Below are 12,935 nucleotides of genomic sequence, written 5' to 3' on the forward strand. Positions count from 1 at the left end.
CATGAGTCTGCCACTGATCTGGGTCCTCGCCCTGCTCGCCACCGCTGTCGGGCTGTTCGTCATCAACCGGCCACGGATGGACGTGGTCGCCCTGCTGGTGATGGTCGCCCTGCCCCTCTCCGGCATCCTCAGCGTGCAGGAGTCGCTGGCCGGATTCGCCGATCCCAACGTCATCCTCATCGCCGCACTCTTTGTCATCGGCGAAGGCCTGGTGCGTACCGGCGTGGCCTACCGCATCGGCGAATGGCTGACGCGCCGCGCTGGCGCCAGCGAGACGCGCCTGCTGGTGCTGCTGATGCTCGCCGTGGCCGGACTGGGCTCGGTGATGAGTTCCACCGGCGTGGTCGCCATTTTCATTCCCGTGGTACTGAGCATCGCCGCGCGCCTGCACGTTTCGCCGCGCCGGCTGATGATGCCGCTGAGCTTCGCCGGGCTGATCAGCGGCATGCTCACCCTGGTCGCCACCGCGCCCAACGTGGTGGTGCACAGCGAGCTGGTGCGCGAAGGCTCGGCCGGGTTCGGCTTCTTCAGCTTCACCCCCTTCGGCCTGGTCATTCTCGCCCTGGGCATCGGCTACATGCTGGTGGCACGGCGCTGGCTGGGCGACGACGATGGCGACGACAAGCAAAGCCTCAAGCGCCGCACCCTGGGCGATCTGATCCGCGATTACCAGCTGGCCGGCCGCGAACGCCGCCTGCGCATCCGCGCCGACTCGCAGCTGGTGGGCGCGAGCCTGGGCGACGTGGAGCTGCGCGCCCGCGCCGGCACCAACGTGGTCGCCATCGAACGCATGGTGCACTTCCGCCTGAAGATTCTCGGCCCCAGCGCCAGCATCGTCCTGCAGGCCGGCGACGTGCTGCTGGTGGACATCTACGGCGAGCGCGGCGACCTGCTGGGCCTGTACCACGAATACGGCCTGGAGCCGCTGAGCCTGCAGGGCGACTACTTCACCGAACGCGCCCACGAAGTGGGCATGGCCGAAGTGACCCTGCCGCCGGAGTCCGCCCTGCAGGGCAAGAGCGTGCTGGAGCTGGGCTTCCGCAGCCAGTACGGGCTCAACGTGGTAGGCCTGCGGCGCAACCGCGAGGCGCTGGTGGAAGGCCTGCTGGAAGCCAAGCTGAAAGTCGGCGACACCCTGCTGGTGATCGGCGCCTGGAAGGACATCCGCCAGTTGCAGGCGCGCGGGCGCGACTTCCTGGTGCTCAGCCTGCCGGCCGAGGTGGACGAGGCCGCCCCCGCCGCCAGCCAGGCGCCCCATGCGCTGTTCAGCCTGGCGGTAATGGTGATCCTGATGGTCAGCGGCCTGGTGCCCAACGTCATGGCCGCGCTGATCGCCTGCCTGCTGATGGGCGCCTTCCGCTGCATCGACATGGACAGCGCCTACCGCGCCATCCACTGGCAGAGCCTGCTGCTGATCGTCGGCATGCTGCCCTTCGCCCTCGCCCTGCAGAAGACCGGCGGCATCACCCTGGCGGTCAACGGCCTGGTCGGCGCCCTCGGCGGCGCAGGGCCCTACGCGATCCTCGCCAGCCTGTTCGTGCTCACCGCGTTGATCGGCCTGTTCATCTCCAACACCGCCACCGCAGTGCTCATGGCGCCCGTCGCCATCGCCACCGCCAAAGCCCTCGGCGCTTCGCCCCAGGCCTTCGCGATGATCGTCGCGCTGGCCGCCTCGGCCGCCTTCATGACGCCGATCTCCTCGCCGGTAAACACCCTGGTGCTCGGCCCCGGACGCTACCGCTTCGGAGATTTCGTCAAGGTTGGCGTACCCTTCACGATTCTGGTGATGATCGTCAGCGTTCTGCTGGTACCCTGGCTGCTGCCGCTGTAGTGGACCCACAAGGCCAACAAGGAAACGTCTCGATGGAAGTAAGCAAGACGAAAAGCAGTTTCTACCGCCGCCTCTATGTCGCCTGGCTGATCGACAGCGGCACGGCCACCAGCGTTCCCGCGCTGATGGAGGCCACCGGCATGCCCCGGCGCACCGCCCAGGACACCCTGGCCGCGCTGGCCGACCTGGACATCGACTGCACCTTCGAGCAGCACGACGGCGAGCGCAACAACGCCGGGCACTACCGCATCCGCAACTGGGGCGCCATCGATCCGCGCTGGATCGCCCAGCACCTGGCGCAGATCAAGGGCGTGCTGCAGTACCCCTGAGCCCACCCACATGCTTGCCGTCCCGCCCGTCGTCTGGCGTTTTCGCCGACTGATCCTGCTGCTCGCCTTCGCCCTGGTGCTGTTCGCGCTCTACCGCGCCAGCGGCCTGCACGAGGATTTCAGCCTCGACTACCTGCGCAGCGAGCTGCAGGACAACCGCGTGCGCGGCCTCCTGCTGTTTGTCGGGCTGTTCGCCCTGGGCAACCTGCTGCACATCCCCGGCCTGCTGTTCCTCGCCGCCGCCGTGCTGGCGCTGGGCAAGCTGTGGGGCGGACTGATCACCTACGGCGCGGCGGTGTTCTCCTGCGGCTCTACCTTCCTGGTGATACGCGCGGTGGGCGGCGACGGGCTGCGCCTGCTGAACAACCGGTTCACCCGCGCGGTATTCAGTCACCTCGACCAGCGCCCGGCCGGCAGCGTGTTCCTCCTGCGCCTGGCGTTCATCACCGCCCCCACGCTGAACTACAGCCTCGCCTTGTCCGGCGTCGCCTTCTCGCCCTACATGCTCGGCACCCTGCTCGGCCTGCCCATTCCGCTTCTGCTGTGCTGCCTGCTGTTCGACCACCTGGGCAACGCGCTGCTCGGCTGAGGCGCCCATCTGTGGGAAAATCCCCCACCGCTTACCTGCCCAGCGCGCCCTCATGTCGAAATCGCCGAAACCACCGAAACGCCCCGCCACGCCCGCTCAGAGCCTGCGCGACCCCGCCGCCAAGCGGCCGAACCTGCTGCACCCGCGCAACCGGCACCAGGGGCATTACGACTTCCCGGCGCTGATCGAGGGCTGTCCGGCGCTGGGCCGCTTCGTCATCACCAATCCCTACGGCAAGCCGAGCATCGACTTCGCCAATCCCGAGGCCGTGCGCGTGTTCAACCGCGCGCTGCTCAAGGCGCAGTACGGCATCGCCCAGTGGGACATCCCCGCCGGCTTCCTCTGCCCACCGATTCCGGGCCGCGCCGACTACGTGCACTACCTGGCCGACCTGCTCGGCGAGGAGAACGCCGGCCGGGTTCCACGCGGGCCGGAGGTGCGCGTGCTGGATATCGGCGTCGGCGCCAACTGCATCTACCCGCTGATCGGCCACCGCGACTACGGCTGGCGCTTCCTCGGCTCAGACATCGAGCCCGCCGCCCTCGCCTCGGCCCACGCCATCCTGAACGGCAACCCCGGCCTCAACGAAGCCATCGAACTGCGCCAGCAGCACGACCCCAAGCACATCTTCCGTGGCCTGCTGGGTGCCGATGAACGCTTCGACGCGACCCTGTGCAACCCACCCTTCCACGCATCGCCCGAGGAAGCCAGCAGCGGCAGCCGGCGCAAATGGAAGAACCTCGGCAAGCTCGACCCGTCGCGCCAGCTACCGAAGCTGAACTTTGGCGGGCAGAGCAACGAGCTGTGGTGCGAAGGCGGTGAGATCGCCTTCCTGCGCAAGCTGGCGGCGGAAAGCGCGGGAGTCGGCAAGCAGGTGCTGTGGTTCAGTTCGCTGGTGTCCAAGGCCGGCAATCTCGACGAGTTCCGCCGCGCCCTGAAGAAGGCCGGCGCCGTCACCGTGCGCAGCGTGGACATGGCCCAGGGCCAGAAGCAGAGCCGCTTCGTCGCCTGGACCTTCCTCGAACCCGAGCAACGCGCGACATGGCGCGCACAGTGGCAATGACGCTCAGCGGATGAACTGCTTGCTGATCTCCCGGAACACTTCCGTGCCGGCGCGCTCCATCCACTCGAAAGCGACCATCTCCCGCGAGACGATCATCGCCCCGGCCTGACGCATGCGCTCCAGCGCCAGCGCTTTGTCCCGCGGGCGGCGCGAGCCGATCGCCTCGTCCACCACGAATACCTCGCGGTCCTCGGCCAGCAGGCCCAGCACCGTCTGCAGCACGCAGACATGCGCCTCGGTGCCGCAGACCACGAACTGCCGGCGCTCCCCGCCGGGCATCTGCAACAGGCCGGGATCGGTCACGGCGGAGAAGGCGATCTTCTCCAGCAGCGCCTCGGCCGGCAGCGCATCGCGCAGTGCGGGCAGGGTCGGCCCCAGGCCCTTCGGATATTGCTCGGTGGCCAGCACCGGTACGCCCAGGCGCTGCGCGACCGTCAGCAGCCAGGCTGTATGTTCGAGCACCGACTCGGCTTCATGAATGGCCGGGAACAGGCGTTCCTGGATATCGATGATCAACAGGGTGGACGTCTGGGCGCGTAACAGCATGGCGGGTTCTCCTCTGACGGGGCGTGGATGTCATGGGCTGGCCGGGCTCTCAGCCGGCATAGCCCTCGGCGATATGCTGGTCCTTGAGCTTCACATAGTTTCCGGCGCTGTAGCTGAAGAAGGCGCGCTCCTTGTCGGTCAGCGGACGGGCCTTCTTCACCGGGCTGCCAACGTAGAGGTAACCGCTTTCCAGCACCTTGCCCGGCGGCACCAGGCTGCCGGCGCCGAGGATCACCTCGTCCTCGATCACCGCACCGTCCATCACGATGGAGCCCATGCCCACCAGGATGCGGTTGCCGATGGTGCAGCCATGCAGCAGCACCTTGTGGCCGACGGTCACCTCGTCGCCGATGGTCAGCGGGAAGCCGTCCGGATTGAACGGGCCGGCGTGGGTGATGTGCAGCACACTGCCGTCCTGCACGCTGGTGCGCGCGCCGATGCGGATGCGGTGCATATCGCCGCGGATGGTGACCAACGGCCACACCGAGCTGTCCGCGCCGATCTCCACGTCGCCGATGACCACGGCGCTGGCGTCGACGAACACACGCTCGCCGAGCGCTGGCGTTTTGCCCTGATAGGTTCTAATCGTCACGATAAGCTTCCTCAAGCTGCGTACGGGGCCGATTGTATTTAAGATGGCCGGGTGTTTCTTCAACCAAGGTGCCACCGTGAGCGCGAATCCCCTTCTGCAGAGCTACGACCTGCCGCCCTTCTCGTCCATCCGTCCGGAACACGTGAAGCCGGCCATCGAGCAGATCCTCGCCGACAACCGCGCGGCCATCGCGCGCATTCTCGCCGAGCAGAACGGCACCCCGACCTGGGCCGGCCTGGTGCTGGCCATGGACGAACTGCATGACCGCCTGGGCAAGGCCTGGAGCCCGGTCAGCCACCTCAACGCGGTGTGCAACAGCGCCGAACTGCGCGAGGCCTACGAAGGCTGCCTGCCGCTGCTGTCCGCCTACTGGACCGAACTGGGCCAGAACCGCGAGCTGTTCAAGGCCTATGAAGCGCTGGCCGCCGGCGCCGAGTCCAAGGACTTCGACGTCCCCCAGAAGACCATCCTCGAACACGCCCTGCGCGACTTCCGCCTGTCGGGTATCGACCTGCCGGCCGACCAGCAGCAGCGCTACGCCGAAATCCAGACGCGCCTGTCCGAGTTGGGCAGCCGCTTCTCCAACCAGCTGCTGGATGCCACCCAGGCCTGGACCAAGCACATCACCGACGAAGCGGCCCTCGCCGGCCTGACCGACTCGGCCAAGGCGCAGATGCAGGCCGCCGCCCAGGCCAAGGAGCTGGACGGCTGGCTGATCAGCCTGGAGTTCCCCAGCTACTTTGCGGTGATGACCTATGCCGAAGACCGCGCCCTGCGTGAAGAGGTCTACGCCGCCTACTGCACCCGTGCCTCCGATCAGGGCCCGAATGCCGGGCAGAACGACAACGGCCCGGTGATGCAGGAAATCCTCGACCTGCGCCAGGAGCTGTCGCGCCTGCTGGGCTTTGCGAACTTCGCCGAGCTGTCCCTGGCCACCAAGATGGCCGAGACGCCCGAGCAGGTCCTGCACTTCCTCCGCGACCTGGCCGTGCGCAGCAAGCCCTTTGCCGCCCAGGATCTTGCGCAGCTCAAGGCCTACGCCGCCGAACAGGGCTGCCCGAACCTGCAAAGCTGGGATGCCAGCTACTTCGGCGAGAAACTGCGTGAAGCGCGCTACAGCGTGTCCCAGGAAGCCCTGCGCGCCTACTTCCCGATCGACAAGGTGCTCTCCGGCCTGTTCGCCATCGTGCAGAAGCTCTATGGCATCCAGATCCGCGAGCTGAACGACTTCGAGCGCTGGCACCCGGACGTGCGCCTGTTCGAGATCGAGGAAAACGGCCAGCACGTCGGCCGCTTCTACTTCGACCTCTACGCCCGCGCCAACAAGCGTGGCGGCGCCTGGATGGACGGCGCCCGCGACCGTCGCCGCACCGCCGGCGGCGAGCTGCAATCGCCGGTGGCCTACCTGGTGTGCAACTTCACCCCGGCGGTGAATGGCAAGCCGGCGCTGCTGACCCACGATGAAGTCACCACCCTGTTCCACGAGTTCGGCCACGGCCTGCACCACCTGCTGACCCGCGTTGAACACGCCGGTGCCTCGGGCATCAACGGCGTGGCCTGGGACGCGGTGGAGCTGCCGAGCCAGTTCATGGAGAACTGGTGCTGGGAGCCCGAGGGCCTGGCGCTGATCTCCGGCCACTATGAGACTGGTGCCGCGCTGCCCCAGGACCTGCTGGAGAAGATGCTGGCCGCGAAGAACTTCCAGTCCGGCCTGATGATGGTCCGCCAGCTGGAGTTCTCCTTGTTCGACTTCGAACTGCACGCCACCCACGGCGACGGCCGCAGCGTGCTCGACGTGCTGGAAAGCGTGCGCGATGAAGTCGCGGTGATGCGCCCGCCGGCGTACAACCGCTTCGCCAACAGCTTCGCGCACATCTTTGCCGGCGGTTACGCGGCTGGTTACTACAGCTACAAGTGGGCCGAAGTACTGTCCGCCGACGCCTTCTCCCGCTTCGAGGAAGAAGGCGTGCTCAACCCGGCGACCGGCGCGGCGTTCCGCGACGCGATCCTGGCCAAGGGTGGCTCCCAGGAGCCGATGGAACTGTTCGTCGCCTTCCGTGGCCGTGAGCCGTCCATCGACGCCCTGCTGCGCCACTCCGGCCTTTCCGAGGAGGCTGCGTGATGGCCGAGGTAAAGAAGCGCTTCATCGCCGGGGCCGTGTGCCCGGCGTGCAGCGAGCAGGACAAGATCGTCATGTGGGACGAAGACGGCGTGCCACACCGCGAATGCGTGGCCTGCGGCTATGCCGACACCCTCAACGCCCAGGGCCAGTCGGTGCCGAAGGAGCTGACCACGCGGGTCAACGTCAGCGGCCTGAAGAAGCCCGCCGACCCGAAGGTGCAGAGCGTGCAGTTCTTCCCCAACCCGAAGCTGAAGAAGCCGGGCGAGTAAGCTCACGCCGCCAATAAAAAAGCCGTTTCTCCCTCGGGAGAAACGGCTTTTTTCATGCGCCGGAGAATCAGTGGCCGGTGCCATCACCGCGGCGGCTGGTCTCGAAGAGGAACCAGGTGCGCTGCTCGGTTTCGTCGATCCAGTTCTCGATCAGGCTGGCCGTGGCGATGTCATGGTACTCGTCGCACAGGTCATGCACTTCACGCATGTAGGAGGTCAGCGCCTTGTTGTCCCCCTGCAGCTCGGCCAGCATGTCCAGCGGCTGCACGAACTCCGCATCGTTGTCGAGAATGCGCTTGTCGCGGGCGATGTGGCCGATGGAGCGGATGGTGTTGCCACCGATCTTGCGGGTGCGCTCGGCGATGGCGTCGGTCATCGCGAAGATCTCGGTGGCATGGTCGTCCAGCAGCAGGTGGTAGTCGCGGAAGTGCGGACCGCTGACGTGCCAGTGGAAGTTCTTGGTCTTCAGATAGAGGGCGAAGACGTCGGCGAGCAGACGGTTGAGCGCGGCGGAAAGATCGCGGGTGGCGTTCTTGCTCAGGTCCGAAGGCGTGGCCAGGGCCGGTGCGCGGCGAACCGCGGGCTTGGCGGCGGCCGGCTTGGCGGCGGGTTTGCTGGCAGCAGGCTTGCTGGCGGCGGCCTTGGTGGTCGGCTTGGCTGCAGGTTTGGCGGCCGCCTTCGCTGCCGGCTTCGTAGCGGCGGTTTTTGCCGCCGCAGGTTTCTTCGGAGCCGATGCGGATTTCTTCATCACAAATCACCTCTACGAAAGATCACGATACCTGTGGATGCCTTCCCATTCGGGGCGTGGCTGACTTACGCGGTTTTGAGCCTATCTCGCTCAGCGTTGTTTGCAAGTCGACAGCCGCCGGCAGCGATGCGTTCCCCATGAATGCAGATCAATCGTGCAACCACCTCCTCAACCTTTCTCCGGCGTGAAGCGGAAGCACGCGTCGAGCTGGCTGTAACCCATGCCGACGCCCTTGTGCACCTTGAGCTGCACCGGGATGCGTTCCTTAAGCGCTTCGACGTGGCTGATCACGCCAATGGTCTTGCCCGTTGCGTTGAGGCTGTCGAGGGCGTCCAGCGCCACTTCCAGCGTCTCGCCGTCGAGGGTGCCGAAGCCTTCGTCGAGGAACAGCGAGTCGATGCTGGTCTTGTGGCTGACCAGGTCGGACAGGGCCAACGCCAGCGCCAGGCTGACCAGGAAGCTTTCGCCGCCGGACAGCGTCTTGCAGTCGCGCGCGGTGTCGCCCTGCCAGGTGTCGATCACCTCCAGCTCCAGCTCGCCGTCACTGCGCCGCGCCAACTGATAGCGGCCGTGCAGACGTTGCAGCTGGCGGTTGGCGAGGTGCACCAGGTGGTCGAGGGTCAAGCCCTGGGCGAAGCGCCGGTAACGCGCACCGTCGGCCGAACCGATCAGGCTGTTCAGACGCTGCCAGAGATCGTGCTCTTCCTCCTGCCGGCGAATCTCCTCGAACAGGCTTTGCTGGCTGGCGCGTCGCGCATCGTCGCCCTGCAACTGTGCGCGGATTTCGCCCTGGCGCTGACCCAGTTCGCGCAGCTCGGCGTTGAGGGTGAGCAGTTGCTGGTTCAGCTCGTCCAGCGACAGATCGCCATGCGGCTCGGCCTTCAGGCGCTCGACGTCCCGCAACGCCGCCGCGCGCAAGGCAACGGCCTCGGTAATGGCCATTTCCAGTTTCTGCTTGAGGGCGCTGAGCTCGGCGCGCTGGACATCGTCCAGCAGCGCCGCGAGATACGCGGACTCGTCGGCGAACGGACTCTGCTCCAGGGCGTGCAGCCAAGCCGCCTGGCTCTGGGTCAGACGAACCTGATCCTGCTCCAGGCGCTCCAGCAGCGTCTGTTCGCGACCTTGCAGCGCATCGGCCTGGCGCTGGCTGGCACTCAGGAGGGCTTCGGATTCGGCCAGTGCCTGCTGCGGATCATCCACCTTCGGCAATTCTGGCCGTGATTCGAACGCCGAATCCTGCCAGCGCTGCTGCCACTGCTGCGAGACCTGCCGCGCCGAGGTAGCGGCCTGCGCCACATCACGCTCGGCGGCGGCCAGTTGCTGAGCCAACTGCTGGTCCCGTTGCCAGTCTTGCCATTCCTCGCTTCGTTCGACTAGCCACTGCTCGCCGTCGTCCGGCAGACCGTAACCCAGCTCCGCCAGCGCGACAGCCAAGGCGTCTTCCTGCTGTTGCAACTCGGCACGCAGGCCGGCGATCTGTTGCGTGCGCTCCTCCTGGCGCTGCCGGGCGAACTGCTGCTCGCCCTCGAAGAGCGCCAGCTGCTGCGCCGCCTCGCTGTGCGCCCGCTCGGCATCGACGCGCGCCTGTACGCTCTCCTGCAGGCGAGCCTTGTGCTCTTCCAGCGCCGTCAACTGCTGTTGCAGATCAGCCAGCGCCGTTTCGTGACGCTGGCGCTCGCTCGCCAGCGCCTGCTCATCCTCCAGCTGCAATCCCTGGGTAGCGCACTGCTGTTGCCAGGCTTCGTGCTGTTGCCGGAGCGCCGCGTCGGCTTCGTCGAGCTGACGTTGCCCTTGCTGTATCTGCGCCTCCAGCTCGGCCAGCTCGCCACGCAGGGCAATGCCCTGGCTCTCCAGTTCAGCCAGCGCCCGCTTGCTCTCTTCCAGCGCGGTCTGGGTCGCCGACACATCCAGTGCCTGGTAGGCGTCCACCGCCGGGTGCTGCTGGGAGCCGCAGAGCGGGCAGGCTTCGCCCGGCTGCAATTGCGCGCGCCAGTGTTCGAGCTGGTGGATGCGCTGCTCCTGCTGCAGGAGCTTTTCCCGGTCGGCAACCTGCTGCTGCATCGCCTTGTAGCGCTCGCGCAGGGTAACGATGGCGCCGTCGCGCTCGCCCTTGCGTTGGCGCAGCGCGAGCAGTTCCGGTTGCCAGCGGGCGAGCTGCGCGGCGGCCTGGGCCCGTGCCTGGGCGATCTGCTCCAGGCGGTCGAATCCACGGCCAAGCGCCTGCGACTGCTGCGCACGTTCGCGCAGTTGCGCCTCGGTCGCACCGGCCAGCAACGCATCCAGTTGCTGCCGGGCGGTGGACTCGTTCTGGCGAGCCTCGCCCAGCTTCTGCTCGGCATGACTGACGGCGCCTTGCAGCACCTCTCGACGGGTGCCGGCGTCGCGGAACGCCTGCTCCGCGAGATCGAACTGACGCTGGCTATCGGCACAGGCCGACACCAGACGAGCACGTTGGGCGAACTGCGCGCGCCAGCCCCCGAGCAATTCTCCCAGCCGGGCCCGTTGCGGTTGCTGGGCAAGACGAGCTTCCAGCGCCGTACGCTGCTCAGCCACAGCGTTCAGTTCCGCGCCACGAGCATCGCTGACCTGTCGGGCGAACTGGCTGGCGCTCCACAGTGCCTCGGCGATCCGCTCGCGGCCGGCAGCCTGTTCGGCGCGATTGTCCTCCAGCGCGGCGCGGTCCTGCGCCAGACTGTCATGATTGGCGCGCCAGGCCTGGTGCAGCGGCTGCAAACGCGCGGCGGGCTCGCTGGCGGCCAGGCGTTGCAGGTCCGGCTGCGCCGCGTCGAGCGACTGGCGGGCGCCGGCCTCCTTCTCGCTGGCCTGCTGCATCTGCTGCTCGGCGCGGCCGAGGTCCTCGCGCCAGCGATGCTGCGCCTGCAACGCCACCTGGCGGCCCTGCAGCGAGGCTTCCTTCAGCAGCGCCTGGTGGTTCTGTTGCTCGAGGGCTTCCCGCTGCTCGCTGCTGAGCAACTCGACGCCCTCGGCGCGGGCGCGCAGCTGGTCGAGCGCGCCACGCACGTCGCGGGTCCGTTCGAAGACGCGCTGCGAGATCAGCCCGTAGATTTCCGTGCCGGTCAGTTCCTCCAGCAACTCGGCGCGCTGGTTGGCGTTGGCTTCGAGGAAGGCGGCGAAACCGCCCTGAGCCAGCAGCATGGACTTGGTGAAGCGCTCGAAGTCGAGGCCGGTGAGGATTTCGGTCTGCTTGAGCTTGTCGTTGATCTTGTCGGTGAGGATTTCCCCTTCGCCGCTGGCGCGGTCGATGCGCACCAGCTCCACCTTCGGGGCCTGCAGCGCGCCCTCGGCCTTGTCGCGGGCGCGGCGCTGGCTCCAGAAGGCGCGGTAGGGCTGTCCTTTCACCTCGAACTCCACTTCCGCGAGGCAATCGGCGGTGTGCCGGGTCATCAGCTCGTTGCCGCTCTGCGACAGCACGCTCATGCGCGGCGTACGGTGATAGAGCGCAAGACAGATGGCATCGAGCAGCGTGGTCTTGCCGGCGCCGGTGGGGCCGGTGATGGCGAACAGGCCGTTGCCGGCGAAGGGCTCGGCGGTGAAATCGATCTTCCACTCGCCCTTGAGCGAGTTGAGGTTCTTCAGGCGCAGGCTGAGGATTCTCATGGCTGCTGCTCCTGATCTTGCAACTCGCTGACCACCTGCCGGTACAACCCGCTCAGGCGATCGCGCAACGGCGCGTCCAGCTCCTCGCTGTCCAGGCGCTGGCGGAACACATCCTCGGGGCTTAACTCATCGAGGGTTTCCTTCGCCTCGCTGAACAGGGTTGCCTGCGCATTACCGCGCTCGCGGCGGGTCCGCAGGACGACCACCGGCAGGTCCTCGCACAGCTTCTCGACTCGCACCTGGATATCGGTGAGGTAGTCGTCGGTGTGCACCAGTACCTCCAGCCATACCGGCTGTTCCACGCTGCCCTCCCGAGCCACGCGGGCCAGTTCGGCGGGCAGGCTGGCAAGGCTGCCGGACACCGACTTCAACGGCTGGAAGCAGGGCACCGGCAAGGCACTGACGCTGCGCAGGCCGCTGTCGTCCAGGTCCACCAGCAGCACCTCCTTGCCCTGGGTGGCCTCGTCGAAACTCAGCGCGATAGGCGATCCGCAATAGCGGATGTGCTCCAGCCCACCTACCTTCTGTGGCCGATGGATGTGCCCCAGGGCGATGTAGTCCGCCGGCGGAAAGGCACTGGTGGGGAAGGCTTCCAGCGTGCCGACGTAGATCTCCCGCACCGACTCGCTGGCGCTGGCGCCCACCGTGGTGAGGTGGCCGGTGGCGAGTATCGGCAAGTGGCGGCCGAGGGCTTCGCGCTGCGCCTGGGCGCGTTCGAACAGCTGCCGGTAGTGCGACTGGATCGCCTGTTGCAGCGCCAGCTGTTTGTCCTGCGCACTCTGCCCGGCCTGGCTGGTGAGCACGTCGCGGGGGCGGATGAAGGGGATCGCGCAGAGGATCGCACCGGGTTCGCCGTCACGCTGCGGCAGCACCAGCACCTGCGACTCGAGGTCGGTGCCGACCGCAGCGATCACCTGGGTATCCAGGCGCGCCAGCAACTCGCGGGACTCCTCCAGCATCGCCACCGAATCATGGTTGCCGCCCAGCACCACCAGGCGTGCGCCGGTATCGCGCAGCTCGACGATGAAGCGGTTGTACTGCTCGCGGGCATAACTGGGCGGCGCGCCGGTATCGAACACGTCGCCGGCGATGATCACCGCATCCACGCCCTGCTCGCGCACCTGCCCGACCAGCCAGGCGCAGAACGCCTGGTGCTCGGCCTCGCGGCTCTTGCCCATGAAGTGCTGGCCCAGGTGCCAGTCGGAGGTGTGGAGAATGCGCATACCGT

Annotated in this window: 11 protein-coding genes; 6 read left to right on the forward strand and 5 right to left on the reverse strand. The window is 67.2% G+C overall.

The features are described 5' to 3' along the window. Position 1: 1 nt before the first annotated feature. Genes SD196_RS21485 through rlmF form a run of 4 tightly spaced genes read left to right on the forward strand, consistent with a single transcriptional unit; the run spans position 2 to position 3,812 of the window. Positions 2 to 1,831 carry an SLC13 family permease gene (locus SD196_RS21485; protein WP_416310631.1) on the forward strand — a complete coding sequence of 610 codons (1,830 nt, stop codon included), beginning with the start codon at positions 2 to 4 and terminating at the stop codon, positions 1,829 to 1,831. A 32-nt stretch (positions 1,832 to 1,863) separates the two neighbouring features. Next, the gene (locus tag SD196_RS21490) at positions 1,864 to 2,160 is read left to right on the forward strand and encodes a winged helix-turn-helix domain-containing protein (RefSeq protein ID WP_275608389.1); all 297 of its coding nucleotides are present in this window, start codon (positions 1,864 to 1,866) and stop codon (positions 2,158 to 2,160) included. A gap of 10 nt (positions 2,161 to 2,170) precedes the next feature. Further along, on the forward strand, positions 2,171 to 2,749 hold the full coding sequence (locus SD196_RS21495; protein ID WP_416310632.1) for a VTT domain-containing protein: 579 nt from the start codon (positions 2,171 to 2,173) through the stop codon (positions 2,747 to 2,749). A gap of 52 nt (positions 2,750 to 2,801) precedes the next feature. Next, positions 2,802 to 3,812 (forward strand): 23S rRNA (adenine(1618)-N(6))-methyltransferase RlmF, encoded by a 1,011-nt coding sequence (rlmF, locus tag SD196_RS21500; RefSeq protein WP_416310633.1) that lies wholly within the window; start codon positions 2,802 to 2,804, stop codon positions 3,810 to 3,812. A 3-nt stretch (positions 3,813 to 3,815) separates the two neighbouring features. Here rlmF and SD196_RS21505 read toward each other — a convergent pair whose 3' ends face one another. Together SD196_RS21505 and SD196_RS21510 are read right to left on the reverse strand one after the other, a co-directional pair. Beyond that, positions 3,816 to 4,358, reverse strand: a complete 543-nt coding sequence (locus tag SD196_RS21505; RefSeq protein ID WP_370599963.1) for a hydrolase — start codon at positions 4,356 to 4,358, stop codon at positions 3,816 to 3,818. A gap of 49 nt (positions 4,359 to 4,407) precedes the next feature. Beyond that, the gene (locus SD196_RS21510; RefSeq protein ID WP_416310634.1) at positions 4,408 to 4,950 is read right to left on the reverse strand and encodes a gamma carbonic anhydrase family protein; all 543 of its coding nucleotides are present in this window, start codon (positions 4,948 to 4,950) and stop codon (positions 4,408 to 4,410) included. 76 nt (positions 4,951 to 5,026) lie between these two features. Between SD196_RS21510 and prlC the strand changes: the two genes are divergently transcribed. Together prlC and SD196_RS21520 are read left to right on the forward strand one after the other, a co-directional pair. Next, positions 5,027 to 7,072, forward strand: a complete 2,046-nt coding sequence (gene prlC / locus SD196_RS21515; protein ID WP_416310635.1) for an oligopeptidase A — start codon at positions 5,027 to 5,029, stop codon at positions 7,070 to 7,072. Beyond that, complete coding sequence (locus tag SD196_RS21520) at positions 7,072 to 7,341, forward strand: YheV family putative zinc ribbon protein (RefSeq protein WP_275608395.1); 270 nt, start codon at positions 7,072 to 7,074, stop codon at positions 7,339 to 7,341. The genes prlC and SD196_RS21520 overlap by 1 nt, the downstream gene beginning before the upstream one ends. A 67-nt stretch (positions 7,342 to 7,408) precedes the next feature. Here SD196_RS21520 and SD196_RS21525 read toward each other — a convergent pair whose 3' ends face one another. The 3 genes from SD196_RS21525 to sbcD all read right to left on the reverse strand — a co-directional run bounded on the left by SD196_RS21525 (position 7,409) and on the right by sbcD (position 12,930). Next, on the reverse strand, positions 7,409 to 7,900 hold the full coding sequence (locus SD196_RS21525) for a Dps family protein (RefSeq protein WP_416311763.1): 492 nt from the start codon (positions 7,898 to 7,900) through the stop codon (positions 7,409 to 7,411). A 357-nt stretch (positions 7,901 to 8,257) separates the two neighbouring features. Beyond that, positions 8,258 to 11,707 carry an AAA family ATPase gene (locus tag SD196_RS21530; RefSeq protein WP_275608396.1) on the reverse strand — a complete coding sequence of 1,150 codons (3,450 nt, stop codon included), beginning with the start codon at positions 11,705 to 11,707 and terminating at the stop codon, positions 8,258 to 8,260. After that, a complete protein-coding gene (gene sbcD / locus SD196_RS21535) occupies positions 11,704 to 12,930 on the reverse strand; it encodes an exonuclease subunit SbcD (RefSeq protein WP_275608397.1) in 1,227 nt (408 codons plus the stop codon). The genes SD196_RS21530 and sbcD overlap by 4 nt, the downstream gene beginning before the upstream one ends. Between the last annotated feature and the right edge of the window lie 5 nt (positions 12,931 to 12,935).

Source organism: Pseudomonas macauensis (genome assembly GCF_047902425.1).
GTDB lineage: Bacteria > Pseudomonadota > Gammaproteobacteria > Pseudomonadales > Pseudomonadaceae > Pseudomonas.

Bases quoted from the DNA above. Each gene is read 5' to 3' on its own strand.
- SD196_RS21485 (WP_416310631.1), top strand. From the start codon at position 2: ATGAGTCTGCCACTGATCTGGGTCCTCGCCCTGCTCGCCACCGCTGTC.
- SD196_RS21490 (WP_275608389.1), top strand. From the start codon at position 1,864: ATGGAAGTAAGCAAGACGAAAAGCAGTTTCTACCGCCGCCTCTATGTC.
- SD196_RS21495 (WP_416310632.1), top strand. From the start codon at position 2,171: ATGCTTGCCGTCCCGCCCGTCGTCTGGCGTTTTCGCCGACTGATCCTG.
- rlmF (WP_416310633.1), top strand. From the start codon at position 2,802: ATGTCGAAATCGCCGAAACCACCGAAACGCCCCGCCACGCCCGCTCAG.
- SD196_RS21505 (WP_370599963.1), bottom strand. From the start codon at position 4,358: ATGCTGTTACGCGCCCAGACGTCCACCCTGTTGATCATCGATATCCAG.
- SD196_RS21520 (WP_275608395.1), top strand. From the start codon at position 7,072: ATGGCCGAGGTAAAGAAGCGCTTCATCGCCGGGGCCGTGTGCCCGGCG.
- SD196_RS21530 (WP_275608396.1), bottom strand. From the start codon at position 11,707: ATGAGAATCCTCAGCCTGCGCCTGAAGAACCTCAACTCGCTCAAGGGC.
- sbcD (WP_275608397.1), bottom strand. From the start codon at position 12,930: ATGCGCATTCTCCACACCTCCGACTGGCACCTGGGCCAGCACTTCATG.